Below are 25502 nucleotides of genomic sequence, written 5' to 3'. Positions count from 1 at the left end.
AGTTACTTATAAGCAAGCGTGATGGTGGCAACCGTGTTGGCCGGACCGGGAGTGACCACGTCGCTGACCTGCTCGTAGCGCACCTCAAACGGTATGGTCAGCGTTTCGTTGGCAATGGCTTCGCTTCGGGTGTTAACGTAGGTATCAAAGGTGGCGATATTGTCGTCGAACAGCATTCGGACACCGACGCCCGTCGCGACGCCGGTCTGCTGCGTGAGTTTCAGCACCCCTTCGAAGGCCGTTTCATAGCCGTTTGAGCTGGTAATTTTCACTTCAGGCTGTACGGTGCTGTTGCAGTTCACCGTGACGTCAAAGTTTCGTGCCGGGGAAGAGAGCATCCCCACGCTGATAAAATCGCTGACCGGGAAATCCCCCAGATTGACCGTCAGGTTTTTCGGCAGGACGGAGCAGGTGACCTCTTTCAGAATAACGTTGCCTGCATAGGAGATGGTGTTGGGATCGCCCAGCCCTTCGTGGTGATAAACCCCGATCCCAAAACGGGTCTGACTTTGATTCAGCGTGCCTGACGCTACGGTATCGCTGGTTTTGACCAACTCCAGCGTAACGTCGAAATTAAAGGTCTGTTTGCCATCGCTGGAAACATAACCCAACGGCGTTCCTGTGGAAATGCAGTTAACGCCTCCGGCTCCGCTGATGCGCTGCCCCTGATCGTTCATCAGGGCCACACCGATCCCAGGAACTCCCGAATCGTAGACACCTTTCAGGCCTGGAATCTCAGCCCCAGTGCCGTAGTAACAAGAGACAATTTCCAGCCCCTTATCTTCCGCATTGTCACAATTACCGGCGATATGGGCGGTTTGCTCTGTACCCGGGATCGTTTCGCCAACGGCCAGCGTCGTGGGAACGGAGATAGAGGCCACGTTGATCATTTTCGGCAGGTCTGGCGTAGTACAGGTCGCCTTCGCATGCGGCATAAATAACGCGGCGGTTCCCAGAACCAGTAAGAAAAAGCACTGTTTAATCATTTGCATAATCGTTAGCCTGAACGGTGGATCAGTGACACTGCGCGGCAGCGTTAATGATGCTGGTTTTCTCTTTCTCATCCGTTAGCGCATAGTCAGCGACGCAGTGCTCGTCCGCCCCCTGTCCCCAGGAAACGTAGAGATGCCCTTGCTGCGGCAGACCAGAGAGGTAGGTCTGGCCGTCATTCCCGACAATAAATTCGCTGTCCTTATCCTCGGTGGTGACCGTTGCGCCGAAGGGCAGCGGTTTACCCTTTTGCGTAAGCGTCATCAGGACGCGGTTACCCACGCGGGTGTTAAAGCTGGCGCGCACCACGGCCCCGCGGGTTGGCGTCACGATCTGCGCCGCGTGGGTGACGTCGGCGTTGTCCGGTAGCGTTTCGGTATCCAGCGCGATGGTGTTGTGGCGATACGCGGTAACAAACGGCACGACGGTGTAGCCGCGGAAGTCGGTCTCGACGCCCGTCTGGTTTGTGATATGGGTTCCGTGCGTGCCCGGCGCTTTCACCAGCGCGATGGTGTCACCGAGCGGCTGGCTCAGGGTTATTCCGTTCGCATGGGCAACCACGCCGCCCTGCAAACCGACGTTCACGGTCTGCTGATATTTATCCTGACTGACGCCTGCGCTCACTTCACCATAGGTCGCTTTATAATCGGCGTTGACGCTGGTGGAGTTACCGCTGCCGGTGCTGCTCAGCCCTTCCTGGATGTTCCAGTTCAGGTTGTCCTCTTTCAGCGCCGTGCCGTTCAGGCCGATGTTCTGCGTCGTGCCGTCTTTGGTGTTGTTCAGGTTGTAGGTGGCCCAGGTGTTATGCATCCAGCGGTCCAGCGGCACCGAGACGCTCAGCGAGAACTGGTTGTCGTTTGTCACCTCGTTACCGTCTTCATCGCTGTCCTGGGTGTTTTTGTTCATGCTGTAGCTGAGGCTGTAGCTCACCCCGTGCCAGCTATTGTTGTAGCTGACGCTCATCGAGGTCATGTTCTGGCTCTGACTCCAGTACGTCTCTTTCACCATGCTCAGGGTGACGGATCCCCAGCCTTCCGGCAGCGTCTGGTCGATGGTGGCTTCGGTTCGGGCGCGGCGCTGCTGCGGTGCAGACCAGTCGTCGGAGCGGGTATATGACTCCATGGTGTCTTCAAGGGTGTAAAACCCTTTGCTGTTGTAGCGGTAGCCGGCCAGTGAGAAGTTGGTGCCTGACCGGGCGATGTCTTTGCTATAGCGCACGCGCCATGACTGGCCTTTGCTGGCCTGCTGTTTTTTCAACAGAGCCTTCGCGCGGGTCACGTCAATGGAGAAGGCGCCTAAATCGCCCATGTTTTTCCCGACGCCAGCCGCCTGAGACTGGTAATGGCTGCTCTGCTGCACGCCACCGTAGGCGGTGAAACCGTAGGGTAAACCGTAGATGGCGCTGCCCTGGGCAAACGGGGTCTTCTCGACGTCGTTGTCATAAGAACGGTAGCGTCCGGCAGTCACGCTGTAGCGCAGATTTTTTTCACGCTGCAATACCGGCACGGAGGCAAACGGCACGACGAAATGGCTTTCGCTGCCGTCGGTCTCTTTCACGGTGACCTGGAGATCGCCGCTGCTGCCGGTGGGGTAGAGATCGTTAATTTCGAACGCGCCGGGGGCGACCGTATTCTGATAAATGATGTAACCGTTCTGGCGTACCACCACCTGCGCGTTACTGTGGGCGGTGCCGCGAATAATGGGGGCGTAGCCTTTTTCACTGTCCGGCAGCATGTCGTTATCGGATTTCAGCTCCACGCCGGTGTAGGGTACGCTGTCAAAAACGTCGGAAGGCGAGGAACTCTGGCCGACGGTGAGGTCGCTTTTCATCGCCACAATATCGCGTTGCGCGTAGGTATATACGGAGGTGAATTTTTGGTCCTCCTCGTTACCCGTGGTGCTGCGATTCCAGGTGGAATAGTTGCGAATGCGCCATGCGCCAATGTTCAAACCCGGACGCAGGTTAACGTACTGGCTGCTGTTATCCTGTTCACCCGGCTGGCGCGCATGGCTTTGGCTGGCATTTGCACTGTAGTTAAGCAGGCCCGCGTTAATTCCTTCGTCAAACTCTTTTGGGTCAATGTAGCCGCGAGGCACCTGACCGAGCGCCGACTGGGGAATGCTCAGCAGCAGTTGCTGGTTGCGAACGCGGAAGGTCGCGGATGCCGCAGGGATGGCGTGTAAATCGGCGCACTGGCCTTTGGCTTTCAGCTGCGGATATTTTTGGGTTTTGATCCCGAGGCTTTTTAAATCGTCCACGGTAAAGCAAGGTTGCAGCGTGCTGTTGCCCTGATCGTCTTTCTGCAGCGTAAAGGTGACATCGCGGGTATCAATTTTATTATTATTGATAAACACCGTAACCTGATATTTACCCGGCGCCTGGCCTGGGCCTTTTTCATAGACGGATAAATCGGTTTTTCCCTGCTGGGGATTATCAATATCCAGCAGGGCAGGGTTAAAATAATCATCAGCCATAACCTGATGCGCAAAGATCGCCATCGCCAGGCCAAAAAGAATGACCAGCAATGACGAAAATCGGCAGGTGAACGGCTTTTTATGGCTGTACATGATTATTTTATTACCGGGGAAAAGTATTAATGAACGGATTTCGACCAGGTATGGCTGATGCTGCCGTAATCAGTAATAATGGAATACGTCACGTTCGAGCCTCTGACATTACCCGGTATGGCAAAATGCGTTTCTGTTTTTGGAACGGCCCAGGTCGCTTTCGTCACTTTCTGACCATTCAGGGTGACCGCCTGGAAATTCATATAAAACGGCGTGGGGTTATTCACCACCAGCTCGTTACCTTCGCGACGCCATTCAAGCTTATCGGCCACGTCTTCTGGTCTGCCTTTTACCGCAGACGGGCGATACAGCAATTTAATACGGGTATTAATCGCAATTTGCAGCGTATTCACGCCTTCCACCTGCTTTGAGGAAGGGATCGCTTTAATATTCAACCAGTACAGGGATTCCCTGTCTTCAGGCAAATTTCCGCCCGTGCGTACCACGCGCAGAACGTTATCTTCTTTGGCATCCAGACGGAAAAGCGGCGGGGTGATGAGGAACGGGGCTTTGGCCAGGTTTTTACCGCCGGAATCAACCCAGGACTGCACCAGATAATCCGTCGCATCTGGATTTGAAAGACCAAGAGATGATTCCTTTTTATCTCCCTGGTAGACCAGACGGGTGCCATTAATAATGACGCCCGCATGTGCAGTGGCGGCTACCAGTAAAAGCGTGCTCAGTAAATAACCGTGGCGCATACAGATTTCTCAATAAATAGATGAGATATTAATGCCCGCAAAAGCATTAATATCTCAGGATTGATAAGATCAGTTATAAATAACGGTGAAGGTCGATACAGAGTTAGCAGGGCCTGCGGTGATCGCAGCGCCGGTTTGGATATAACGGGCACCAAATTCCAGATCGTTAACCGCCGTACCGGAGGTTAATTGATACTGCTGCGATGGCGTATACAGGCTGACAGGCTGCTCTGAGGCATCAACCAGCTGAATTGCCACACCGGTCGCCGCATCGCTATCTGGCGTTAAGGCCAGCGTAGCGTTGTTATTCGCATCTGGCGTACCGCCGAAATTAATGGCTGCGGAGGTGACCGTGTCGGGACAATTCGTTAACTGAATATCAAACTTCGTTAATGTGCTGGTAGAGCCAGCACCGGTAAATACCGTTTTAGACACTTTTCCCAGCTGAACATTTAATGGATTACTTAATCCATTCACGACCTGACAAGCAGAATCGATAATTTCACCGGTGAAATTGATCTGACCTTCACCGTTTGTTGCCGCAAACGTGGATGCAGAACATCCCACCGCTGCGGCGATGATTAAACCTAAAGCAACCTTGTTCATAACAAATCCTGATATGTTTCTGGTGAGAGCGTTGCCTGGACGTTTTCACCGTTGACCCTTAATGACTTTCCGCTGGTTATTTAAACAAATAATGATGCATTAAGAATCTTCTGCAGGAATCACAAATAATTGAAATAATGCTTGAGTTTCATTTTTATCCTTAAAAACAGAACGTTGATGATGTAGAAAAAACTAACGTCCGAACGTTTAACAGGGCTATATTGTTACCAGAAGGATATTTTCAGGAGAGATGTCGTGGATTATCGCAAGATTATCAAAGAGGTAGGCAGGGGCAAAAACCACGCCCGCGATCTGGACCATGAAACTGCTCGCGCCCTGTATACCCGAATGCTCGATGGCGAGGTACCTGACCTGGAGATGGGCGGCATCCTGATTGCGCTGCGTATCAAAGGCGAAGGCGAAGCGGAGATGCGCGGTTTTTACGAGGCGATGCAGGCGCAAACGCTGCGCCTGACGCCGCCGGTGGCAAAACCGATGCCGATTGTCATCCCGAGCTATAACGGCGCGCGCAAGCAGGCAAACCTCACTCCGCTGCTGGCGATCTTATTGCATAAGCTGGGGTTCCCGGTGGTGGTTCACGGGGTCAGCGAAGATCCCACCCGCGTGTTGACGGAGACCATTTTCGGCATGTTGGGGATTGAGCCAACGCGTCATGCAGGACAGGCGCAGGCGAAGCTGGATGGCCATCAGCCGGTTTACATCCCCGTCGGAGCCCTGTGCCCGCCGCTGGAAAAGCAGCTGGATATGCGCTGGCGGATGGGCGTGCGCAACAGCGCCCACACCCTGGCGAAGCTGGCGACGCCGTTTGCAGAAGATGCCGCATTGCGCCTTTCCAGCGTATCGCACCCGGAATACGTGGGGCGTGTCGGGAAATTTTTTGAGGAGATTGGCGGCAGGGCGCTGCTGATGCACGGTACAGAAGGTGAGGTGTATGCCAATCCACTCCGCTGCCCTCAGCTGATGCTCATCGATTCTGCCGGTACGCGCGCTGTTCTGGCGCGCGGGGAAGAGAATACGGACGTCATTCTCCCTGAAGCGAAAGACCCGCACACCACCGCGCACTGGATTGAACAGTGCCTCGCCGGAAGCGTGCCTGTGCCGCGGTCTATTAAGCTGCAGATGGCCTGCTGCCTGCTGGCAACCGGGGAAGTTGATACGGTCGAGGCCGGTCTCAAACGCGTGGACGCGGCGTTTTAGGCAAAAAAAAGCCCGTCCAGTGGCGGACGGGCAAGCAAGGGTAACAAACAACAGGGTCAATGAGGGTTGGAGCAGCTCACCAGAGGGTTTGGCGAGGGGACAGCATTCATTCAGGCGATTATTTGTAGATAACCGCGGTACCGCTCAGCTTGTTATTGCCGTTAGCGGAGGTAATGGTGTATCCGCTTGCACCGGCAGCAGCCGCTTTCTCAGCCAGTTTGGCTTCCAGACCGTCCAGGGTGGTCGCGCCATCAGCACTCACCACACCGACTTTGTTCATGTTCTGTGCCTGAGCAGAAGAGACTGGCTCTACGGCGAAAGCGCCGAAAGACAGAGCGGACAGGGCAACAGCAGCTACAGCATATTTGATGGTTTTCATAAGTAATCTCTCGCAGGTGTTTCTGTTAAGGGGACGATGTTCCGTCGATGTGATGAGTATCACGTTTTTTCTTGAGAGATAAAATCGAAGAGAATTGACGTGGTCAATCAAAAAAATTGAATGACAAATAACTTATTGATTACTAATAAATTCAAAGTGGCGCTTTACACTTCTTGTGGATGCGCTTTACAGAACAAAAATGAAGGGCACATTTTGCTACGCGGTTCGCTAAAAATCGTGAGCGTAAAGGTAAGCGCCCCGGCGGTTAACTTAGGTAAAGGAAAGTCAACGTAACTGGCTGTCTTTCGAACCTCTGCGATTATAACCTGAATGTGAAGCATTTTTTGAATCTTTATTCTGCTGACAGGTAATGCATAACCTTACGTCTGGAATGGCTTTTCGCCGCGCCTCCGGGATCGGTTCTCCACACTCTTCGCACTCCTCCAGGCTTTCGCCGCGCGGGATTTCACCGCGAGCGCGCGCAACCGCATCTTCAATCGTACTGTTGATCTGTTCATTTACGGCGTCATCATTCGCCCAACCGGAAGCCATAGCATCCTCCTGAAATGGTGTTATGCCCTGCTTTTAATATGGGGTTAAAAAATGAACAATCAAGGCGAGGAAGAGAGCAAACTGCATCTGGCAGGCAGATGCAGTCATGGGGTGGGGCAGATTATTTATAGATGGTCGCTGTGCCGTACATATGGTTATCTCCGCCAGCGGAATTCACCACGAAGCCTTTTGCACCTTCCTGGCGGGCTTTTTCCGCCAGTTTATTCTGCAGATCGTCCAGGTTACTTGCGCGGCTTACGGAGACGGTGCCTGCAGGTTGAAGCTGGCTGGTGTCGGTACTCTGGGTCAGCGACTGAACGGCCATCGCAGAAAATGACGCGGTCGTCAGGGCGGCGGCGATAACAACAAGGGTCAGGTACTTTTTCATAATCACATCCTCATGAGGAAACAACAGGTGATTCCCCTTAAGTTTAGAAGCCTGACGAGTGTGACTTAGCGCAAATATTTGATGATGATCTGCTTATTTTTTGAACGATAAAAGTTGACATTACGCTGACAGATCATAGACATAAAGGTGTTTGATTTATGGCGGCTTTTTCAGCGCCGCAGAGAAAGATTTACCGTCGGGCCTGCAAAGGGTATCTTACGCCGCTGTTTAAAGGAGAACGCCATGACTTCCCAAAAGCCGGGATTGCACCCACGAAACCGCCACCGCAGCCGCTACGACATGAATGCGTTATGCCTGAGCTGCCCGCAGTTAAAGGACTATATTGTCCAGACCCCCGCGGGTGAACCTTCGGTCAACTTTGCTGACCCCCAGGCGGTTAAAATGTTGAACAAAGCGCTGCTCGCACACTACTACGGTGTGGCGAACTGGGATATTCCGGAAGGCTTTCTCTGTCCACCCGTTCCGGGCCGCGCGGATTACATTCATCACCTTGCCGATCTTCTGGCTGAAGACCGTGATGGCATTATTCCTCAGCAGGCGACCGTGCTGGATATCGGCACCGGGGCGAACCTGATTTACCCGCTGATCGGCGCGCATGAGTATCACTGGCGCTTTACCGGAAGCGAAATCGGTGCCGAGGCCTTCGCCAGCGCCCAGGCGATTATCAACGCGAACCCGGGATTAAGCCGCGCCATTCGCCTGCGTCGTCAGAAAGAGGCCGCCTCAATCTTCAACGGCATTATTCATAAAAATGAAACCTATGACGCCACGATGTGCAACCCGCCGTTCCACGATTCGGCGGCAGCGGCCCGCGCGGGCAGCGAGCGCAAGCGCCGCAACCTGGGTCAGGCTGAAGACGCCGCGCTGAACTTCGGCGGTCAGCAGCAGGAGCTGTGGTGTGAAGGCGGCGAAGTGGCCTTTATCCTGCGCATGATTGCGGAAAGCAAACAGTTTGGCCGTCAGGTGAAGTGGTTTACGACGCTGGTTTCCCGCGGAGATAACCTGCCGCCACTTTACCGCGCGCTCACCGAAGCGGGCGCGGTGAAAGTAGTGAAAAAAGAGATGGCGCAGGGCCAGAAGCAAAGCCGCTTTATCGCCTGGTCATTTATGGACGATAACAAACGTCGAAAATAGCGCTGCGTCGCAGGCCGGGTCAGGCGAAGCCGCCACCCGGCAATCCGGCTACAGCGTCGGCTCCTGCGGAGGGAGCGGCGCTGCGGGCGGCGGCAGGACCTGATACGTCTGTACCGGCATCCGCACGTTCGCCAGATCGAAGTGCTTTTTCACCATGCTGTCGAGCGCAAAGCGCACCGTCCACTGCTTAAGCGGCTGGGTGGTGAACGACACGCGCAGAGTAAAGGCCGTGTTCGTCAGCCCGACAATGCCGGCAAATGACGGCTCGCCAATCACCAGTCCGCGAATATCCTCCATCTGCATCAGCTCTTCTACCGCATCGCGCAGCGCCTGCTTCGCTTTATCGGCATCCTCATGACGATCCACATCGTAGTTCGCCACCACGGAACCAATGCCGCGCACAAAGTTGGCAAAGGTGGTGATCGAAGACCAGGGGATGATGTGGTACGCCCCGGTATCCTGACGCACGCCCACCGAGCGAATCGACATCCGCTCCACCGTGCCGGTCAGCGGCCCGATGGTCACCAGATCGCCCGTGTTCATCCCGTTCTCAAACTGGATAAAGATGCCGGTAATAATATCCTTCACCAGCGTTTGCGACCCGAAGGAGATCGCCAGCCCCAGGGCACCTGCACCGGCCAGCAGCGGGGCGATATTCACCCCGATTTCTGACAGCACAATCATGATGGTGATGGTACTGATGATGACCGCCAGCGCGTTGCGGAACAGCGTCAGCAAGGTGCGGGCCCGCGCGCTGGGCAGGGGCCTGCCGTGAATATCTGACACCAGACGGTTCTCGATGAGGCTCGCCAGCAGCGTCCAGCCGACGGCAGAGAAGAACAAAATCAGCGCGATGCGAATCAGAATGTCGACCGTTTTTTCACCTGCGCCGTTGTGCAGCCAGTTCCAGAAATCAAACAGGCTCCACGCGTTAAGGAGCAGCATGATCGCCACGCAGACGGTGAGAATGCGCGCCACCTTGAGGGATACCGACATCCAGCCGTTCACCCGTTTTTGCAGTTCCGGGTAATTACGCTGTACCTGCGGCGACAGGGTGATGGTTTTCGAGATCCAGCGCGACAGCAGCCCCGAGACAAATGCCGCGATGCCGATAATGGCCAGGCTTTTGAATGTTGCCCCCATCATAAATTTCAGGCTGTTTCCCGGGTCGAACAGCGAGAAGAAGCACAATACGATGAAGTAGGCGCTTGCCAGCCAGTGCCACACCAGGGCGAATGCGCGAATAAACAGGCTGAAGAACGAGAGGGAACGATCGGCCAGATGCAGCAGGCTCTCAGTGATGGTCTTTTTATTGTGGAAGATAAGGTACAGCGACCAGACGGTAATGCAGAGCATGATAATGACGTTTGCCAGCGCGCCAAACTGGACGTTCACCTGGTTGGAGATGATCGGCACGGCAACCAGCAGACCGTAGCCAATCAGCCCGCTGAGCACGCTCAGGCGCAGCGCCCAGTATGTTGCGCTCTCGTCCCGAATGGAGAAGGGACGCAGCGCCGGCACGTGAGGGCAAAAGAGTAACCGCAGCAGCGCCTTGAAGAACTCAATCAGGGCAAAGGCATTCAGGAAAAGCGACTGCTGGAAGGCGATGGTTTTGTTGCCCGCGTTCAGCCTGTCGGCCAGCATCTGGCCTAAGAACAGCGTCAGCGCCAGCAGCAGTAAATCGATGATAAACGCTGAGGCGATCATCAGCGGCAGGTGCAGCCAGCTGCTTTTCTGCTGATTCTTTCTGCGTCCCCATTGCCCCATTTTGCGGTACAGCGGCCACGCGCACAGGCGCACCAGCCAGTAAAAAAGGAAGACTGCACTGGCCAGCATCAGGAACTGCATGGCGGCGGCGGTAAACGTTTGTGGGTTAAACGGCTTATGCGGTGAGCCAATCAGGTTGCGGTAGAGCTGAGCAAAGCGCGAGGAGAGCGCTTCCCCATAGTGGCGGCTCACGTCAGTGACATTTTCCAGCACCGTTTTTTGCTCCTCCTCCTGCGGAGGGGTGAGGGTCGGAACGGTTTCCTGGGGCGGTGTGGCGGCGGCTTTGCGCAACTGCTCGATTAATTCCTTTCGGGAGGTGTCGTTCTCAAGAACGTCGGCAAGCGCGCCGTAAGCCGCTTTCTTCTGTTCAACATCCGGTTCCGGAGGGGGCGTACTTTGCTGGCTGGCGGTTGTTCCGGTGGTCACACCGGGGATCGCGACGGCGAACGATGGCGCACTAAACAGGCTAATCAACAGCAACAGGATCCACGGCACGGCGTCCTCCGGTGAAAATGTCGAACAAAATGATAAGTATAGAAGTCGGGACGCGGAGGGGGATTTTTGGGAACAATCTGGCGTAAAAAAGCCGGGCAGGCCCGGCTTAGCGTAACGCGAGGGATCAGGAGACGTGCTGCAGGAACTCCTGCAAACGCGGGCTCGGCGGGTTCGCAATCAACTCCTGCGGGTTACCGTCTTCCGCGATACGGCCTTTATCAATAAAGATCAGGCGGGATGCCACTTTCTCCGCGAAGCCGATTTCGTGGGTCACGATAACCATCGTCATCCCTTCTTCCGCCAGATCCTGCATGACCTTCAGCACCTCGTGACGCAGCTCCGGGTCGAGTGCGGACGTAGGCTCATCAAACAGCATCAGCTTCGGCTTGACCGCCAGCGCGCGGGCAATCGCCACGCGCTGCTGTTGACCACCGGACAGCTCGGAAGGATAGTGATGGGCGCGTTCAGCCAGGCCGACTTTCGCCAGCAGATCTTTCGCCAGCGCTTCTGCCGCCGCTTTGTTGGCACCGCGCACGCGCAGCGGGCCAAACATCACGTTCTCCAGCGCCGTCAGGTGCGGGAACAGGTAGAACTGCTGGAACACCATGCCCGCTTCCTGACGAATCAGACGGTCATCCACTTTCGGGTCATTCACCTTCAGACCGTCGACAATCAGATCGCCGCTGGTGATCTCTTCCAGCTTGTTGATGCAGCGCAGCAGGGTCGACTTACCGGAGCCGGATGGCCCGATAATCACCACCACTTCACCCTGTTTGATGTTCAGATCGATATTGTGCAGCACCTGGGTTGGGCCAAAGTGCTTGGAAACGTTTTTAAATTCAATCACAGGATTTTCATCCTTCTTTCAAGACGACGCAGAACGAAGCTCAGAACCAGAGTAATGATCAGGTAGACAACGGCCACCGCACTCCAGATTTCCAGCGCGCGGAAGTTGCCAGCAATGATCTCCTGCCCCTGACGGGTCAGTTCGGCCACGCCGATAACAATGAACAGCGACGTATCTTTAATGCTGATGATCCACTGGTTACCCAGCGGTGGCAGCATGCGACGCAGCGCCAGCGGCAGAATAACGTGGCGGATCGTTTCGCGACGTGAAAGGCCTAATGCCAGACCGGCTTCACTGAACCCTTTATGAATCGACAGCACCGCACCGCGGGTAATTTCCGCAATGTAGGCGCCCGAGTTGATCATAATGGTGACGACGGCGGCGCTGAACGGGTCGATGCGCAGGTCGGTGAATGCCATAGGCAGGGCGAAGTAGATGAACATGACCTGCACGACAATGGGGGTGCCGCGGATCACTTCGATGAAAACCAGTGCGATGTGGTTTGCAATCCAGCCACCGTAGGTGCGGGCGAAACCGGCGACAAGACCGATAATCAACCCGCCAACCAGACCCAGGACCGAAATCCACAGGGTCATTTTAGCGCCTTCAAGCAAGAGTGGAATGGCAGGCCAGATGGCGCTCCAGTCAAACTGCATGATGTATTCCTGTATACCGTGGTGAAAAACGAAAAACGTAGGCCCGGTAAGCGGCAGCGCCACCGGGCGTTACAAACCTGAATTCAGGTGAAATTATTTAGGCTCGGTACCGAACCATTTTTTGTAGATTTCGTTATAGGTGCCGTTCTCTTTCAGCGTTTTCAGCGCGCCGTTAACTTTCGTGCGCAGGTCGTCGCTGCCTTTCGGGAAGGCGATACCGTACTGCTGAGCTTCCAGAGATTCGCCCACAGATTTGAACTTGCCGTTGCCCGCGGTTTTGATGAAGTACAGGATGTTTGGCGTGTCGTGCAGCACTGCGTCAGCGCGGCCGGTACCCAGTTCCATGTACGCATTGTCGATATTCGGGAACTGGCGCAGGTCTTTGGTTTTGATATTCGCTTTCGCGTAATCAACTGACCCGGTGCCGCTCTTCACTGCCACCACTTTGCCGTCGAGATCTTTCACGCTTTTTACGTCGTTATTATCGGCTTTGACCATCACCAGCAGGCCGCTTTTGTAGTAGCCGTCAGAGAAGTCGATCGCTTTTTTACGCTCGTCGGTAATGGTGATACCCGCCAGCGCCAGATCAACGTTCTTGGTTTGCAGCGCCGGGATGATGCCGCTGAAGTCCATCGGCTTCAGGGTGTAATCCAGCTTGAGTTCTTTTGCGACTGCGGCCCACAGATCCACATCAAAACCAACGTATTTATCACCCTGTTTGAATTCAAACGGAACGAACGCCGTGTCGGTCGCCACAACCAGTTTGTCGGCAGCCTGAGAGGACACCGCAAAAGCCAGGGTAAGTGCAGCCAGTGAAACTTTTAATACAGACTTCATAGCATTTCCTTTTATATCCACGGGGCGATCCCCTGCGAGAACAGGTGGCACAATGAAAAAATCGTGCCAACTTTACAAGCTGTTGTTTTGCAAAGGGGATGATGTCATGCATTGCACAATAAATGGGGCAATGAGGTTTTATTGCACCAAAGTGGAGCACTGTTTTGGTGCGCCTCGTTTGGCTCAACTGACGGGGAGATATTTACCGTAAATTCTGACGAAAAAACAATCTTCCGTTAACGGTTGTGTGAGGTGATTATTACAATTTCTTCACTTTTGCACGTTCTCAGGCAAAAAACGTGCACCATAGATGTGCAAAACCCTCACCGGAAGGCGAGGGTTTGATAGAAAATTCGTATGAATTATTCGATGTTAGATTCGATGAACCACAGGAACTGATCCAGATCGCGGGACGCGGCGGTGAAGATATCTGCGGTATCTTCGTCTTTCGCTTCGCTAATCGCTTTGCGCACATCGTTCGCCACAATCGCGTAGCGGTCCGCCAGCTCTTTCAGGTGATCCTGAACGGTATGGATATCCAGCGGATAGCTTTTCAGCGGGGTTTTGCTGTTGATCACCTGTGTGGTACCCAGCGCCACGCCGCCTAACTGAACGGCACGTTCAGCCATCGTGTCGAGGTGGGTAACCAGTGCTGTGCGGAAGCCATCCAGCATTTCATGAACGGCAATAAAGTTTGCACCGCGCATATTCCAGTGGGCCTGTTTGGTGATCAGCGAAAGATCGATGAACTGGATCACCTGGCGATTCAGCAACTCAATGGTCGCTTTTTTGTCGCTGTCCGATACATCGTTACGGGTATAAAGCAGATTAGACGCTTTCGTTTTCACCAGTTTAGCGGTACTCATAATCTCATATCCTCTTGATGTTTATGTCCCAGGTAATTACGGAACTAAGTATAGCACCGGATTTTTTCTCTGCGGTTTGGCTGTGCCTATCGGTTTAATAGCGAGAAGGAGGTTGAGAAATTAATGTATTGAAAATATTGAATAATTTTTAAATTGATACAGATCAATCTTAATTGTTGAATGAGGAAGTCAGCGCAGAGGGATATTTAGCTGGCAGGAATCAGAGTGTAAGAAATTATAACGACTGTCTTTTGTCCTTTATTCTGCATGGCGTGGAAGCCATGCAGAATATATGGCCTTAGTTGATATCCACTTTCTCAACTTTAGGTTCGGGGCGCATGGTGAGCGTCGATCCCATTGATGCCGCGATAATCGAGCAGAGCGCCAGCGTCTGGGTCAATGTCAGGGTTTCACCGAGAAACACCATCCCGGAAATGGCTGCAAGCGCAGGCTCCATGCTCATCAGGGTGCCAAATATGCGCGTCGGCAGACGCGTAAGGGCAATCATCTCCAGAGAGTAGGGGAGTGCGGTAGAGAGAATCGCAACCGCCAGCCCGATGGGCATGACGGACCATTGCCAGATCGATTCTGTCGCCTGCGCCATGCCGATGGGCACAAACACGATGGCCGCAATCAGGGAACCCAGCGCCACCGTTGCCGGTCCGTGCTCTTCCCCTGCGCGCTGGCCAGTGAGGATATAGACAGCCCAGCAGGCACCTGCGCCCAGCGCCAGCGCTGCGCCCGTCAGGTCAATCTCAGAAACGCTTTGGCCCAGCGGCAGCAGGAACCATAAGCCCAGTACGGCCAACACGACCCAGATAAAATCGACCGGACGTCGGGAGGAGAACAGCGCCACCGCCAGCGGGCCGGTAAACTCCAGCGCGACGGCAATACCCAGCGGTATCGTCTGGATGGAGAGGTAGAACAGGTAGTTCATCGCCCCCAGGGAGAGTCCATAAAACAGCAGCGGTAAACGCTGCTCCTTTTTAAAGCGCAGTCGCCACGGTTTGAAAATGACCACCAGTATCGCCGTGCCCAGAACAATACGCAGGGCGGTCACCCCGGGCGCGCCAACCAGTGGAAAAAGCGATTTTGCCAGCGAGGCGCCGCTTTGAATGGACAACATGGCAATGAGTATGACTGCAACCGGCAACCAGACCGACGACGTGCGGGATAACCCAGGCATCCTTTCTCCTGTCAGCTTATGTCAAATGAGGTAAAGGTTGCAGTGTAAAGGAAATATGCGGCGACGGTTGAGGCGCTGTTGAAAAAAAAGCAGGTGAAATCCGTAAAATGGATAAGCGCTGGTGGATTTATCGCCTGTCAGATTAGGAATAATCTGGATGAATGTAACGGCGCAGACGCGCACTATGCGCATTTAGTAGTGAAAATTGCATGTGATTTGAAAGAGATAGCTTACGCTGGAAACGTTCTGTTACAGGAAAGGCTTCATTAGACATCACGAATCACAAAGAGTTTCGCAAATTTTTTTGATATATTTAAAACTTACGGACTTACTTGGATCACATTTGAGGTGGTTATGAAAAAAATTGCATGTCTTTCAGCACTGGCCGCTGTACTGGCTGTTTCCGCAGGTACCGCTGTAGCTGCTACTTCTACTGTTACTGGTGGTTACGCTCAGAGCGACTATCAGGGCGTGATGAACAAAGCTAACGGTTTCAACCTGAAGTATCGTTACGAGCAGGATAACAACCCACTGGGCGTGATCGGTTCTTTCACCTACACCGAGAAAGATCGTTCTGAAAACGGCGCATACAACAAAGGCCAGTACTACGGTATCACTGCTGGTCCAGCTTACCGTCTGAACGACTGGGCAAGCATCTACGGTGTTGTAGGTGTTGGCTACGGTAAATTCCAGCAGACCGAAAACGAAGGTCTGAACCGCACTGCAAGCAACAGCGACTACGGCTTCTCCTATGGCGCAGGCCTGCAGTTCAACCCAATCCAGGACGTTGCTCTGGACTTCTCCTATGAGCAGAGCCGTATCCGCAACGTTGACGTTGGCACCTGGATCGCGGGCGTAGGTTACCGCTTCTAATCACTTCGGTGATTAAATAAAAAATCCGCCCACTGTGGCGGATTTTTTTTGTCGAAGATAAAAGCAAAACGGCAACCTGAGGTTGCCGTTTTGAGTGTTGGTTCCCTCTCCCCGTGGGAGAGGACCAGGGTGAGGGCATCAGTCCGCACGAGACGGCAATTACTTATTCTTAATATCAAAAATATCCGTACCCAGATGGTTGTAGTCAACTTTCTGTAACTTGAAGTTGGTAACGTACACTGGGGGAGCTTTCTTGTTAGAGACAAACGGATAAACATTTTTTATCTGCCCGGCGGTAATCCCCGTCCACTGCGAGAAAAACTGCAGGAAATCATTTGCTGAACGGCGTGCTTTAATGACGCGATGCGTTTTATCGTCACTCGACAGCACCATAAACGGCACCTGGAAGTTCTGCTGGAACTTGTCATCGTGCGCCAGATACTGCACCTCTTTACCGCGCTCTTTAAACGCCAGCCCGTGATCCGAGAAATAGACCATAGAGAAGCTGTCGCCCGTATTGCGCAGCTGATCGTACAGCTTGCTCAGCAGGTCGTCGGTTTGCGTCATGGTGTAGAGATAGCAGGAGGTCTCTTTGGACTGCACAAACTCCGCGTACTTTCCGCCTGTCCGATCGCAGGCCTGTGGGTGCGACCCCATGAGGTGCAGGACGATCAGCTGCGGCTGGGTGCGCGGGGTGGCGAAGACCTGCGCCGTCATTTTCAGCAGCGCTTCGTCTTTAGTGTTTTTGTCAGCTTCAAAGTCGCCATTTTTCAGGAACTGCACTTCGTCAGCCCGTTTGGCGATGCTGGCAATCGCCGTATCGTATTCGCCAATTTGCCCCTGATTAGAGAACCACCACGTCTGAAAACCCGCGCGGTTTGCCAGGGTGACGAAGTTATCCTGATACTGCGGTTTGCCATCCACCACCCGGTTAAGGGTCAGACCGAGTGATTTCTGCGTCGAGCCGCTGGCCGCGACATAATCGGTAAACAGGGTGCCTTTGACCGAACTGGCAAACGGGGTGTTATCCCAGTGGCCGCCAAACGCGCCCATTGCATCGCGACGCGCGCTTTCACCAATCACCACCACATAGGTGTGATATTTCGGCTTCACGGCCAGCACGTTCCAGGTGTCTTTCATATTGGAAAGCTCAGCCATGCGGGCCTGTTCGTCGAGAACCTCTTTGTTATTTACAACGACGTCTTTCACGAAGCGGAAAACCGGGTAGCCGATATTGGTGAGCCTTAGCTTACCGTCCCAGGGAATGTTCTGGATGGGGGCGACAAACGCCACGGCAACGCTGAATACCAGACAGAGTATGTCGATCTTACCCCAGGATTTTTTCTCGCCCGGCTGACGACGAATGGCGATAACACCCAATGCGAAGATAAAGAGCCCGACCACGTAGCTGTACCACGGGAAGATCGTCAGGATCTCCGTCGACTCTTCCATATTGGTCGAGTGCAGCGCCAGCAGGGTATTAAAGTTTGGTGAGCCGTACGCCTGACCAAACGGGAAATAGAGTGCCGCAACCAGCGAACAGATGCCGATTAACGCTTTTTGCGCGCGCGGGGCGGCGCGCCATAGCACATGCAGAATGCAGGTGAAGGCCACCGCGTAGAGCAGACTAAAGGGATAACCCAGCGCAAAGTTAATCAGTAATGACTGCAAAAAGTAAAAACCCGTCCACGGGCTTAAGGCCCGGCTGCGGGTCACAACGGTATCTATCAGGGTTACATTCATAGGTCACTATCATGGATGAAAACGCCATGTGCTCACCCTGGCGTCAAGGGTCATAACCTGCCTGACAGTGCGTGGAGAGGGAATGAGGGTCCGCTTCAGCGAGCCGCAAATTGTGCAGGGCTGCAAGAAGATAGTGCGAGCGCTAAATAATATCAACAGTTGCTAAGCAGATGTTTTGCGAAGGGGATTGCAAATCCGTAAAAAAGATCGGGAATAAGGCGGCTGGGAGCCAGTTTAGAGCGAGATTGTGACGGGAAAATGAAGCGGCGTACCGCAACGCCGCTTAGTGGGAAGGTTTATCATCCTGATGCGGTTTGCCGTTAAACATATCGCACAGCATGTTCAGCAGCATTAAGCGCACTTTAAAGGGGGAGTGGGTAAACACGGTCATGCACCTCTTGAATTCGTTCATAAGACCTCCTGATTTTTGATCCCTTCGATCCGTGAAGGGTGACTGCATTACATACAGATATAGCACAGGCTATATTGTATAGCTATGGCTATTTCGTTAATTTTTTGTGCTTGTGGAGGGATGGTTTACAATGTGCGCTCTCGATACCGGGCGCTGGAAGCGTCACCCCACTGAGGAAGTACAATGAACCGTCGCGCAGGTAAGCCAACCATTAAAAAAACGACGCAACTGGTGAATGTTGAAGAGCATGTTGAAGGTTTTCGCCAGGTCCGTGAAGCGCACCGGCGTGAACTGATTGATGATTATGTTGAACTCATTTCCGATCTGATTCGTGAGGTCGGGGAAGCGCGTCAGGTCGATATGGCCGCCAGGCTGGGGGTATCGCAGCCAACTGTCGCAAAAATGTTAAAACGTCTCGCCTCCGTGGGCCTAATTGAAATGATCCCCTGGCGCGGGGTCTTTCTGACGCCGGAAGGGGAGAAACTCGCGCAGGAGAGCCGCGAGCGCCACCAGCTTGTCGAGAATTTTTTACTGGTGCTGGGCGTCAGCCCGGAGATTGCCCGCCGGGATGCGGAAGGCATGGAACACCACGTCAGCGAAGAGACGCTGGTGAAGTTTCGCGAATTTACCCTTAAATATGGTCCCTCCGCTGAATGAAAATCCCTGGACTGCAGGCCCTGGCACGCGATCGTTTCTTCCATCTCTTATTACTCATTGGCGCAGGGTTAAGCCTCTTTGTGCCGTTTGCGCCGCAGGCCTGGCCCGCTGCCATTGACTGGCGCACCATCATTACCCTGAGCGGCCTGATGATGCTCACCAAAGGGGTTGAGCTGAGCGGCTATTTTGACGTTCTGGGCCGTAAAATGGTGCGCCGCTTTGCCACCGAGCGCAGGTTGTCCCTGTTTATGGTGTTTTCCGCCGCGGTGCTGTCGACGTTTCTGACCAACGACGTGGCGCTGTTTATCATCGTGCCCCTCACCCTCACGCTGCGTAAGCTTTGCGAGATCCCGGTAAGCCGGCTGATCATCTTCGAAGCGCTCGCCGTTAACGCCGGTTCTCTGTTAACGCCCATCGGTAACCCGCAAAATATCCTCCTCTGGGGCCGTTCCGGGCTGTCGTTCGCCGCTTTTACCTGGCAGATGGCGCCGCTGGCGCTGGTGATGATGCTGTCGCTGCTGGCGGTCTGCTGGTTTGCCTTTCCGGATAAAAAACTGCAGTACCACAGCGGCACCACGGGCCCGCAGTGGCAGCCGCGTCTGGTCTGGAGCTGCCTCGGGTTATATATCGTCTTTCTGTTCGCGCTGGAGCTGAAGTATGAGGTGGCGGGCGTGTTGCTTGTCGCCGCGGGCTTTGTTGTCCTGGCGCGGCGCGTGCTGGTCAGCGTGGACTGGACGCTGCTGCTGGTCTTTATGGTGATGTTTATTGATGTGCATCTGCTTATCCAGCTTCCGGTGCTGCAAAACGTGCTCCACAGCGTCAGCACGCTGTCTCAGCCGGGACTGTGGCTGACGGCGATTGGCCTGTCGCAGTTTATCAGCAACGTGCCTTCCACCATTCTGCTGCTCAACTATGTTCCGCCGGACACGCTGCTGGCCAGGGCGGTGAATATCGGCGGGTTTGGGCTGCTGCCCGGCTCGCTGGCCAACCTGATTGCCCTGCGCATGGCCAACGATCGCCGCATCTGGTGGCGCTTCCATCTCTGGTCAATCCCTATGCTGGTTTGGGCCGCGGCGATCGGTTTCGGAATATTCCTTCTCATATAGTGCGCAATTTGTCAGTTTTTCCTGGCAAACGTATAGCAACGTCCTAGCTTTAGTGAACGGCATAGTGTGATGCCGCTCACTGACAGGACTGTTGCTGAACTATGGCTGAAGATCAAAATCCGCCTGCTGACGAGCAGGACAAAAACAATAATGAGCGTAAGCGCCCGGGCAAAAAACCGTTAATTATCCTCGGCATTGTCGTGGTGGTAATGGTCGTCGTGGCGCTGGTCTGGTGGTTTTTAACCCGTAACGAAGAGACGACCGACGACGCCTTTACCGACGGCGACGTGGTGACGATTGCCCCGAAAACGGCAGGCTACGTCACCGAGCTGCGGGTGCGCGATAACCAGCGCGTGAAAAAAGGCGATCTGCTGGTGGTCATCGATCCGCGGGATACCACCGCGCAGCGCGATCAGGCTCAGGCCCAGCTTGGGCTGGCCATCGCACAGCTGCATCAGGCCCAGGCGCAGCTCGCACTCTCCAAAGTGCAGTATCCCGCCCAGCGTGACGAAGCCAAAGCGCAGGTGCTGAAAGCGCAGGCCGATCTGGCGAACGCGCAGGCGGAGTATCGCCGCCAGCGCGGCGTCGATCCGCGGGCGACCACCCAGCAAAGTATTGATTCTGCGAATGCGCAACTGCGCAGTGCCCAGGCGGGTCTGGCCAGCGCTCAGGCGCAGCTGGAAGTGGCAGAGCAGGTACAGCTGCAAATCCGCCAGCAGGAAACCAACGTTGAAGCGCGCGAGCGTCAGGTCGAACAGGCGAAAGCGCAGCTGGAAACGGCCAATCTGAACCTCTCTTACACCGAAGTCCGCGCCCCGTTCGACGGGTTTGTCACCAAACGCAACGTGCAGCCCGGTACGCTGGTGCAGGCGGGAACGGCGCTGTTCTCGCTGGTTTCGCCGAACGTGTGGGTGGTGGCGAACTTCAAAGAGTCCCAGCTTGAGCGCATGAAGCCCGGCGATAAGGTCACCGTGTCGGTCGACGCGTGGCCGGATATGGCGCTTGAGGGCCACGTTGACAGTATCCAGCAGGGCAGCGGCTCGCGCTTCTCCGCCTTCCCGGCTGAAAATGCCACCGGTAATTTTGTCAAAATTGTGCAGCGCGTGCCGGTGAAAATCGTGATTGATAAGGGGCTCGATCCGAACAAACCGCTGCCGCTGGGGCTGTCGGTCGCGCCGAAGGTGACGGTGGAATGACGGATCACAGCCACGACAGCTGGAAGCCCGCCAGCAATCCGTGGGCGGTGGCGATTGTCGTCACCCTGGCGGTGTTTATGGAGATCCTCGACACCACCATCGTCAACGTGGCGCTGCCCCACGTGGCAGGCTCGCTCTCGTCCAGCTATGACGAATCCACCTGGGTATTAACCAGCTACCTGGTCGCGAACGGCATCGTGCTGCCTATCTCGGCCTTTCTGAGCCGGGTGTTTGGCCGCAAGCAGTTCTTCCTGATCTGCATCGTCATGTTTACCGTCTGCTCGTTCCTCTGCGGCATCGCCACCGAGCTGTGGCAGATCATCCTGTTCCGCGTGATGCAGGGCTTTTTTGGCGGCGGGCTGCAGCCCACGCAGCAGTCGGTACTGCTCGACTACTTCAAGCCGGAGGACAGGGGCAAAGCGTTCGGCCTTTCCTCCATCGCGATTATTGTTGCACCGGTCCTCGGCCCGACGCTGGGGGGCTGGATCACCGACAACTACTCCTGGCGCTGGGTGTTCTTTATCAACATCCCGGTGGGGATTGTTACGGTGCTGGCGATCTACCAGCTGCTGGAAGATCCGCCGTGGGAGAGCAAGTCTAAAGAGAAGCTGACCATCGACTGGACGGGGATCGGCCTGATCGCTTTAGGGCTTGGCTGCCTGCAGGTGATGCTTGACCGTGGAGAAGATGAGGACTGGTTCTACTCGAACTTTATCCGTACCTTCGCCGTGTTAACGCTAATCGGCATTATCGGTGCCATTTACTGGCTGGTGTATGCCAAAAAGCCGGTGGTGGATCTGCACTGCATGAAGGACCGCAACTTTGCGATTTCCAGCCTGCTGATGGCGGGGATGGCGATGATTTTGTACGGCAGCTCGGTGGTGATCCCCCAGCTGGCGCAGCAGGATTTAGGCTATACCGCCACCTGGTCCGGGTTGGTGCTGTCGCCCGGGGCGGTGCTGATTGTATTAACGATCCCGCTGGTGCTGAAGCTGATGCCGGTGGTGCAGACGCGCTGGATTATTGCCTTTGGCTTTACCTGCCTGGCGGTGTCGTTCTTCTGGTCGCGCACGCTGACCCCGGATATCGACTTCGAAACCCTGGTGCTGTTCCGCAGCGCCCAGTCGCTGGGGCTGGGGTTCCTGTTTGTGCCCCTGACCACCATTGCCTTTATTTCGATTCCAAGACGGCTGAATGCCGACGCGGCGGCGCTGTTCACTATGTTCCGTAACGTCGCGGGCTCGGTCGGGATCTCGCTGTCGACGGCGGCCATCACCGAACGGTCTCAGGCGCATAGCGCGCACCTTGCGTACCACGCCTCGCCGTTTAACGAACAGTTTCAGCAGGCAATACGCGAAAGCGCCCAGGCGATCCAGAACTTCACGACCCAGGTGGGCGATCCCACCGGGATTGCCACCGGACGCCTGTACCAGACCATGATCGAGCAGTCGCGCTTTTTGGCCTACATCGACGTCTTCACCCTTCTGAGCGCCGTGGCCTTGCTATTGATTCCGTTTTGTTTGTTGCTCTCGCCGGTTAAGAGCGAGGGGAGTGCAGGAGCACATTGATGATACACAGACGTTTACACCCCCTGATGATAATGATGCTGCTGGCAGGCTGCGCCGTCGGGCCGGACTATCAGCCGCCCGCGCCGCCTGCCGTGACGCACTGGAACGATAAGGGCGACAGCGGGGTAAAATCGCAGACGACCTCCGCCGCGACCAATCCGCGCTGGTGGAAGACCTTCGGCTCGCCGCAGCTCGACAGCCTGGTTGAGCGCGCCATCGCCGGAAACCTGACGCTGCAGCAGACGGTGCTGCGCATCGCCGGCGCGCGCGAGCAGATTAACCAGGCGGGCGGGGCGTTTTACCCGTCGGTGAACGGCAATCTGCAGGCGACGCGCCAGCAGCTCGGGCTGGAAGGGGAGCTGAAATCCCACGGCGTGTATGACCAGCTGGATAATGTCGATCCTGAGCTGCGGGGTGCGTTAGGCCCCCTGACGCAGCCGATCAACCTCTACCAGGGCAGCTTCGACGCCCAGTGGGAAATTGACCTCTGGGGCAAGGTGCGCCGACAGGTGGAAGCCGCCGAAGCGCAGCAGAAAGCCGCTATCGAGCAGCGTAACGACGCGCTGGTGTCGCTGGAGGCGGAAGTGGCGCGCGCGTGGCTCCAGCTGCGCGGGGCGCAGAGCATTATCGCCACGCTTAACACCCAGATTAAAAGCGCGCAGCAGACGCTGGATCTGACCGAGAGCCGCCAGCGCGGCGGGCTGTCGCCGCAGATGGACGTGGAAAATGCGCGTGCACAGCTGGGTAACCTGGAGGCGCAGCTGCCGCAGTACCAGGCGCAGGCGCGGCAGGCGATGAACGGTCTGGCAATTCTCCTTGGCAAGCCGCCGGGGGCGCTCGATGCGGAGTTACAAAGCGTGCAGCCGATGCCCGCATTGCCGGATATCGTGCAAACCGGCATTCCGTCTACGCTCGCGCGACGCCGTCCGGACGTGCGCGAAGCGGAGGCGAATCTTCATGCCGCCACGGCGCAGATTGGCGTCTCGGTGGCCCAGCTGTTCCCGAGTTTTACCCTCTCCGGGCAGTTTGGCCTGCGCAACAGCGAAACCAACTGGCTGACCGACTGGAGCAGCCACTTCTACAGTTTTGGTCCACAGGTTTCGATTCCCATCTTCCAGGGCGGACGACTGGTCTCCAGCGTGAAGGTGGCGCGCGCGCAGCAGGGGGCGGCGGTGCTGGACTATCGCCAGACGGTGCTGACTGCGCTTGGCGATGTCGAAAATGCGCTGGTGAGCTATCGCACCGACCAGCAGCGTGAAGCGGGCCTGGCGAAAACCATTGATGCCCTGCAAAACGCCTTTGACCTGGCGAGCGACAGCTATCGGCAGGGGATCGCCAGCTTTATCGACGTGCTGGACGCCCAGCGGCAGCTGGCGCAGGCCCAGCAGCAGCGCGCACAGGCGCAGGTGCAAAGCGCGCTCGATCTGGTGGCGCTCTACAAGGCGCTCGGCGGCGGCTGGGAGCCGTATCAGCAGGTGCGGCTGCCGGACTACAGCGTCTTTGGCGACGCCCCGCGCGGATAAATATTCAGAGGATTGGGCAAGAAACGGACAGGAACGCCACATTCGCGATGGCAGAGGGGCGGGTATAACTAACAGACACCCAATCGACATGCGAGGAAAGCGTTATGCGTTATCAAAAACTGGGCAATACCGGACTGTTCGTTTCTGAACTCTGCCTCGGCACCATGACCTTCGGCGGTGAAGGCGGGATGTGGGGCAAGATTGGTCAGCTCCAGCAAAGCGAAGCAGAACAGCTGGTGGGCCGCGCGCTGGATGCCGGGATAAACTTTATCGACACCGCGGACGTTTATTCGGAAGGGCGTTCGGAGGCGATCGTCGGGCAGGCGCTGAAAAACCTGAAAATTCCGCGCGAGAACGTGGTCGTCGCCACCAAAGTATTTGGCGAAACCGGGACGGCAGGAGTGAACTCGCGCGGCAGCTCGCGCTATCACATCATCAGCAGCGTGAAGGAGAGCCTGCGCCGCCTGCAGCTGGATCATATCGATCTCTATCAGCTGCACGGCTTCGACCCGGCCACGCCGATTGAAGAGACGCTATATGCGCTGGATAACCTGGTGCAGCACGGCCACGTGCGCTATATCGGCGTCTCGAACTGGGCGGCGTGGCAGATTGCCAAAGCGCTGGGTATTTCCGAGCGCCTCGGGCTGGCGCGCTTCGCTTCCCTCCAGGCGTATTACACCATCGCCGGACGCGATCTTGAGCGCGAGCTGGTGCCGATGATGCAGAGCGAAGGCGTCGGGCTGATGGTCTGGAGCCCGCTGGCGGGCGGCCTGCTGAGCGGAAAATATGGCCGCGACGGGCAGAGCGAAGCCGGTAGCCGCCGTCTGGAGTTTGACTTCCCGCCGGTGAACAAAGAGCGCGCCTTTGACTGCGTGGACGTGATGCGCGTGATTGCCGAAAGCAAGGGCGTCTCCGTCGCGCAAATCGCGCTGGCGTGGCTGCTGCACCAGAAGGCGGTGACCAGCGTCATCATTGGCGCGAAGCGCGTTGAGCAGTTGGACGACAACATTGCCGCCACCGGGATCCGCTTAAGCGAAGACGAGCTCAGGCAGCTGGATGCGGTGAGCGCGCTGCCGCGCGAGTATCCCGGCTGGATGCTGGAGCGGCAGGGAGAGTATCGCCGTAATCAGCTCGCGCAACAGTAACTCTCCGCATCAGGTAATTTTTAAATTTGTTTGCCCATCGGTACAGAAATCGGCGAAAGCGGCTTATT

At 55.6% G+C, this 25502-nt stretch carries 24 protein-coding genes; 9 read left to right on the top strand and 15 right to left on the bottom strand.

The window, feature by feature from the left end:
* Nucleotides 1–2: 2 nt before the first annotated feature.
* The 4 genes from ACHH0Z_RS04810 to ACHH0Z_RS04795 all read right to left on the bottom strand — a co-directional run bounded on the left by ACHH0Z_RS04810 (nucleotide 3) and on the right by ACHH0Z_RS04795 (nucleotide 4865).
* Nucleotides 3–992 (bottom strand): fimbrial protein, encoded by a 990-nt coding sequence (locus ACHH0Z_RS04810; RefSeq protein WP_045336697.1) that lies wholly within the window; start codon nucleotides 990–992, stop codon nucleotides 3–5.
* Between the two features lie 22 nt (nucleotides 993–1014).
* Nucleotides 1015–3558 carry a fimbria/pilus outer membrane usher protein gene (locus ACHH0Z_RS04805; RefSeq protein WP_145974580.1) on the bottom strand — a complete coding sequence of 848 codons (2544 nt, stop codon included), beginning with the start codon at nucleotides 3556–3558 and terminating at the stop codon, nucleotides 1015–1017.
* Between the two features lie 26 nt (nucleotides 3559–3584).
* Nucleotides 3585–4259 carry a molecular chaperone gene (locus ACHH0Z_RS04800; protein WP_008501161.1) on the bottom strand — a complete coding sequence of 225 codons (675 nt, stop codon included), beginning with the start codon at nucleotides 4257–4259 and terminating at the stop codon, nucleotides 3585–3587.
* 69 nt (nucleotides 4260–4328) lie between these two features.
* Entirely contained in the window at nucleotides 4329–4865 is a 537-nt protein-coding gene (locus ACHH0Z_RS04795; protein ID WP_021240980.1) for a fimbrial protein, read from the bottom strand.
* 255 nt (nucleotides 4866–5120) lie between these two features.
* Between ACHH0Z_RS04795 and ybiB the strand changes: the two genes are divergently transcribed.
* Entirely contained in the window at nucleotides 5121–6083 is a 963-nt protein-coding gene (gene ybiB / locus ACHH0Z_RS04790) for a DNA-binding protein YbiB (protein WP_045405923.1), read from the top strand.
* A gap of 118 nt (nucleotides 6084–6201) precedes the next feature.
* Here ybiB and ybiJ read toward each other — a convergent pair whose 3' ends face one another.
* The 3 genes from ybiJ to mcbA form a co-directional block, all read right to left on the bottom strand.
* Nucleotides 6202–6462, bottom strand: coding sequence for a DUF1471 family protein YbiJ (gene ybiJ / locus ACHH0Z_RS04785; protein ID WP_013097471.1), 261 nt, complete (start codon nucleotides 6460–6462; stop codon nucleotides 6202–6204).
* Between the two features lie 285 nt (nucleotides 6463–6747).
* The gene (locus tag ACHH0Z_RS04780) at nucleotides 6748–7014 is read right to left on the bottom strand and encodes a DksA/TraR family C4-type zinc finger protein (protein WP_045405925.1); all 267 of its coding nucleotides are present in this window, start codon (nucleotides 7012–7014) and stop codon (nucleotides 6748–6750) included.
* Between the two features lie 121 nt (nucleotides 7015–7135).
* A complete protein-coding gene (gene mcbA / locus ACHH0Z_RS04775; RefSeq protein WP_021240977.1) occupies nucleotides 7136–7402 on the bottom strand; it encodes a DUF1471 family periplasmic protein McbA in 267 nt (88 codons plus the stop codon).
* A 243-nt stretch (nucleotides 7403–7645) separates the two neighbouring features.
* Here mcbA and rlmF point away from each other — a divergent pair, with 243 nt between their 5' ends.
* Nucleotides 7646–8557 (top strand): 23S rRNA (adenine(1618)-N(6))-methyltransferase RlmF, encoded by a 912-nt coding sequence (rlmF, locus tag ACHH0Z_RS04770; protein ID WP_045405927.1) that lies wholly within the window; start codon nucleotides 7646–7648, stop codon nucleotides 8555–8557.
* A gap of 48 nt (nucleotides 8558–8605) precedes the next feature.
* Here the strand turns inward: rlmF and ybiO are convergent, their stop codons facing one another.
* From ybiO to rhtA, 6 genes are all read right to left on the bottom strand, one after another.
* Nucleotides 8606–10819, bottom strand: a complete 2214-nt coding sequence (gene ybiO / locus ACHH0Z_RS04765; protein WP_045405929.1) for a mechanosensitive channel protein — start codon at nucleotides 10817–10819, stop codon at nucleotides 8606–8608.
* Nucleotides 10820–10943: 124 nt separating this feature from the next.
* Nucleotides 10944–11666: a glutamine ABC transporter ATP-binding protein GlnQ gene (gene glnQ / locus ACHH0Z_RS04760; RefSeq protein WP_008501169.1), complete on the bottom strand. Its 723-nt coding sequence runs from the start codon at nucleotides 11664–11666 to the stop codon at nucleotides 10944–10946.
* A complete protein-coding gene (gene glnP / locus ACHH0Z_RS04755) occupies nucleotides 11663–12322 on the bottom strand; it encodes a glutamine ABC transporter permease GlnP (RefSeq protein ID WP_003858462.1) in 660 nt (219 codons plus the stop codon). Before glnP ends, glnQ begins: the two co-directional genes overlap by 4 nt.
* A gap of 93 nt (nucleotides 12323–12415) precedes the next feature.
* Nucleotides 12416–13159 (bottom strand): glutamine ABC transporter substrate-binding protein GlnH, encoded by a 744-nt coding sequence (glnH, locus tag ACHH0Z_RS04750; RefSeq protein WP_008501170.1) that lies wholly within the window; start codon nucleotides 13157–13159, stop codon nucleotides 12416–12418.
* A gap of 362 nt (nucleotides 13160–13521) precedes the next feature.
* Nucleotides 13522–14025, bottom strand: a complete 504-nt coding sequence (gene dps / locus ACHH0Z_RS04745) for a DNA starvation/stationary phase protection protein Dps (protein WP_008501171.1) — start codon at nucleotides 14023–14025, stop codon at nucleotides 13522–13524.
* 298 nt (nucleotides 14026–14323) lie between these two features.
* Complete coding sequence (rhtA, locus tag ACHH0Z_RS04740; protein ID WP_008501172.1) at nucleotides 14324–15211, bottom strand: threonine/homoserine exporter RhtA; 888 nt, start codon at nucleotides 15209–15211, stop codon at nucleotides 14324–14326.
* A gap of 354 nt (nucleotides 15212–15565) precedes the next feature.
* Here rhtA and ompX point away from each other — a divergent pair, with 354 nt between their 5' ends.
* Nucleotides 15566–16084: an outer membrane protein OmpX gene (gene ompX / locus ACHH0Z_RS04735; RefSeq protein ID WP_008501173.1), complete on the top strand. Its 519-nt coding sequence runs from the start codon at nucleotides 15566–15568 to the stop codon at nucleotides 16082–16084.
* Between the two features lie 159 nt (nucleotides 16085–16243).
* Here the strand turns inward: ompX and ACHH0Z_RS04730 are convergent, their stop codons facing one another.
* Nucleotides 16244–17827 (bottom strand): phosphoethanolamine transferase, encoded by a 1584-nt coding sequence (locus ACHH0Z_RS04730; RefSeq protein WP_023343631.1) that lies wholly within the window; start codon nucleotides 17825–17827, stop codon nucleotides 16244–16246.
* A gap of 283 nt (nucleotides 17828–18110) precedes the next feature.
* Nucleotides 18111–18239: a manganase accumulation protein MntS gene (mntS, locus tag ACHH0Z_RS04725; RefSeq protein ID WP_008501175.1), complete on the bottom strand. Its 129-nt coding sequence runs from the start codon at nucleotides 18237–18239 to the stop codon at nucleotides 18111–18113.
* Between the two features lie 183 nt (nucleotides 18240–18422).
* Here mntS and mntR point away from each other — a divergent pair, with 183 nt between their 5' ends.
* From mntR to ACHH0Z_RS04695, 6 genes are all read left to right on the top strand, one after another.
* The gene (gene mntR / locus ACHH0Z_RS04720) at nucleotides 18423–18896 is read left to right on the top strand and encodes a manganese-binding transcriptional regulator MntR (protein ID WP_008501176.1); all 474 of its coding nucleotides are present in this window, start codon (nucleotides 18423–18425) and stop codon (nucleotides 18894–18896) included.
* Complete coding sequence (locus ACHH0Z_RS04715) at nucleotides 18893–20002, top strand: anion transporter (protein WP_045405933.1); 1110 nt, start codon at nucleotides 18893–18895, stop codon at nucleotides 20000–20002. The genes mntR and ACHH0Z_RS04715 overlap by 4 nt, the downstream gene beginning before the upstream one ends.
* A gap of 101 nt (nucleotides 20003–20103) precedes the next feature.
* Nucleotides 20104–21198 carry an HlyD family secretion protein gene (locus ACHH0Z_RS04710; RefSeq protein WP_021240968.1) on the top strand — a complete coding sequence of 365 codons (1095 nt, stop codon included), beginning with the start codon at nucleotides 20104–20106 and terminating at the stop codon, nucleotides 21196–21198.
* On the top strand, nucleotides 21195–22766 hold the full coding sequence (locus ACHH0Z_RS04705) for a DHA2 family efflux MFS transporter permease subunit (protein WP_008501179.1): 1572 nt from the start codon (nucleotides 21195–21197) through the stop codon (nucleotides 22764–22766). The genes ACHH0Z_RS04710 and ACHH0Z_RS04705 overlap by 4 nt, the downstream gene beginning before the upstream one ends.
* The gene (locus ACHH0Z_RS04700; protein WP_045405936.1) at nucleotides 22766–24289 is read left to right on the top strand and encodes an efflux transporter outer membrane subunit; all 1524 of its coding nucleotides are present in this window, start codon (nucleotides 22766–22768) and stop codon (nucleotides 24287–24289) included. The genes ACHH0Z_RS04705 and ACHH0Z_RS04700 overlap by 1 nt, the downstream gene beginning before the upstream one ends.
* A 104-nt stretch (nucleotides 24290–24393) precedes the next feature.
* Entirely contained in the window at nucleotides 24394–25434 is a 1041-nt protein-coding gene (locus ACHH0Z_RS04695) for an aldo/keto reductase (RefSeq protein ID WP_045405939.1), read from the top strand.
* The last annotated feature ends 68 nt before the right edge of the window (nucleotides 25435–25502 follow it).

Source organism: Enterobacter cloacae complex sp. 2024EL-00227 (genome assembly GCF_043945315.1).
In the GTDB taxonomy this organism is placed as follows: domain Bacteria; phylum Pseudomonadota; class Gammaproteobacteria; order Enterobacterales; family Enterobacteriaceae; genus Enterobacter; species Enterobacter roggenkampii.
This window is presented reverse-complemented; position numbering and strand designations above follow the sequence as displayed.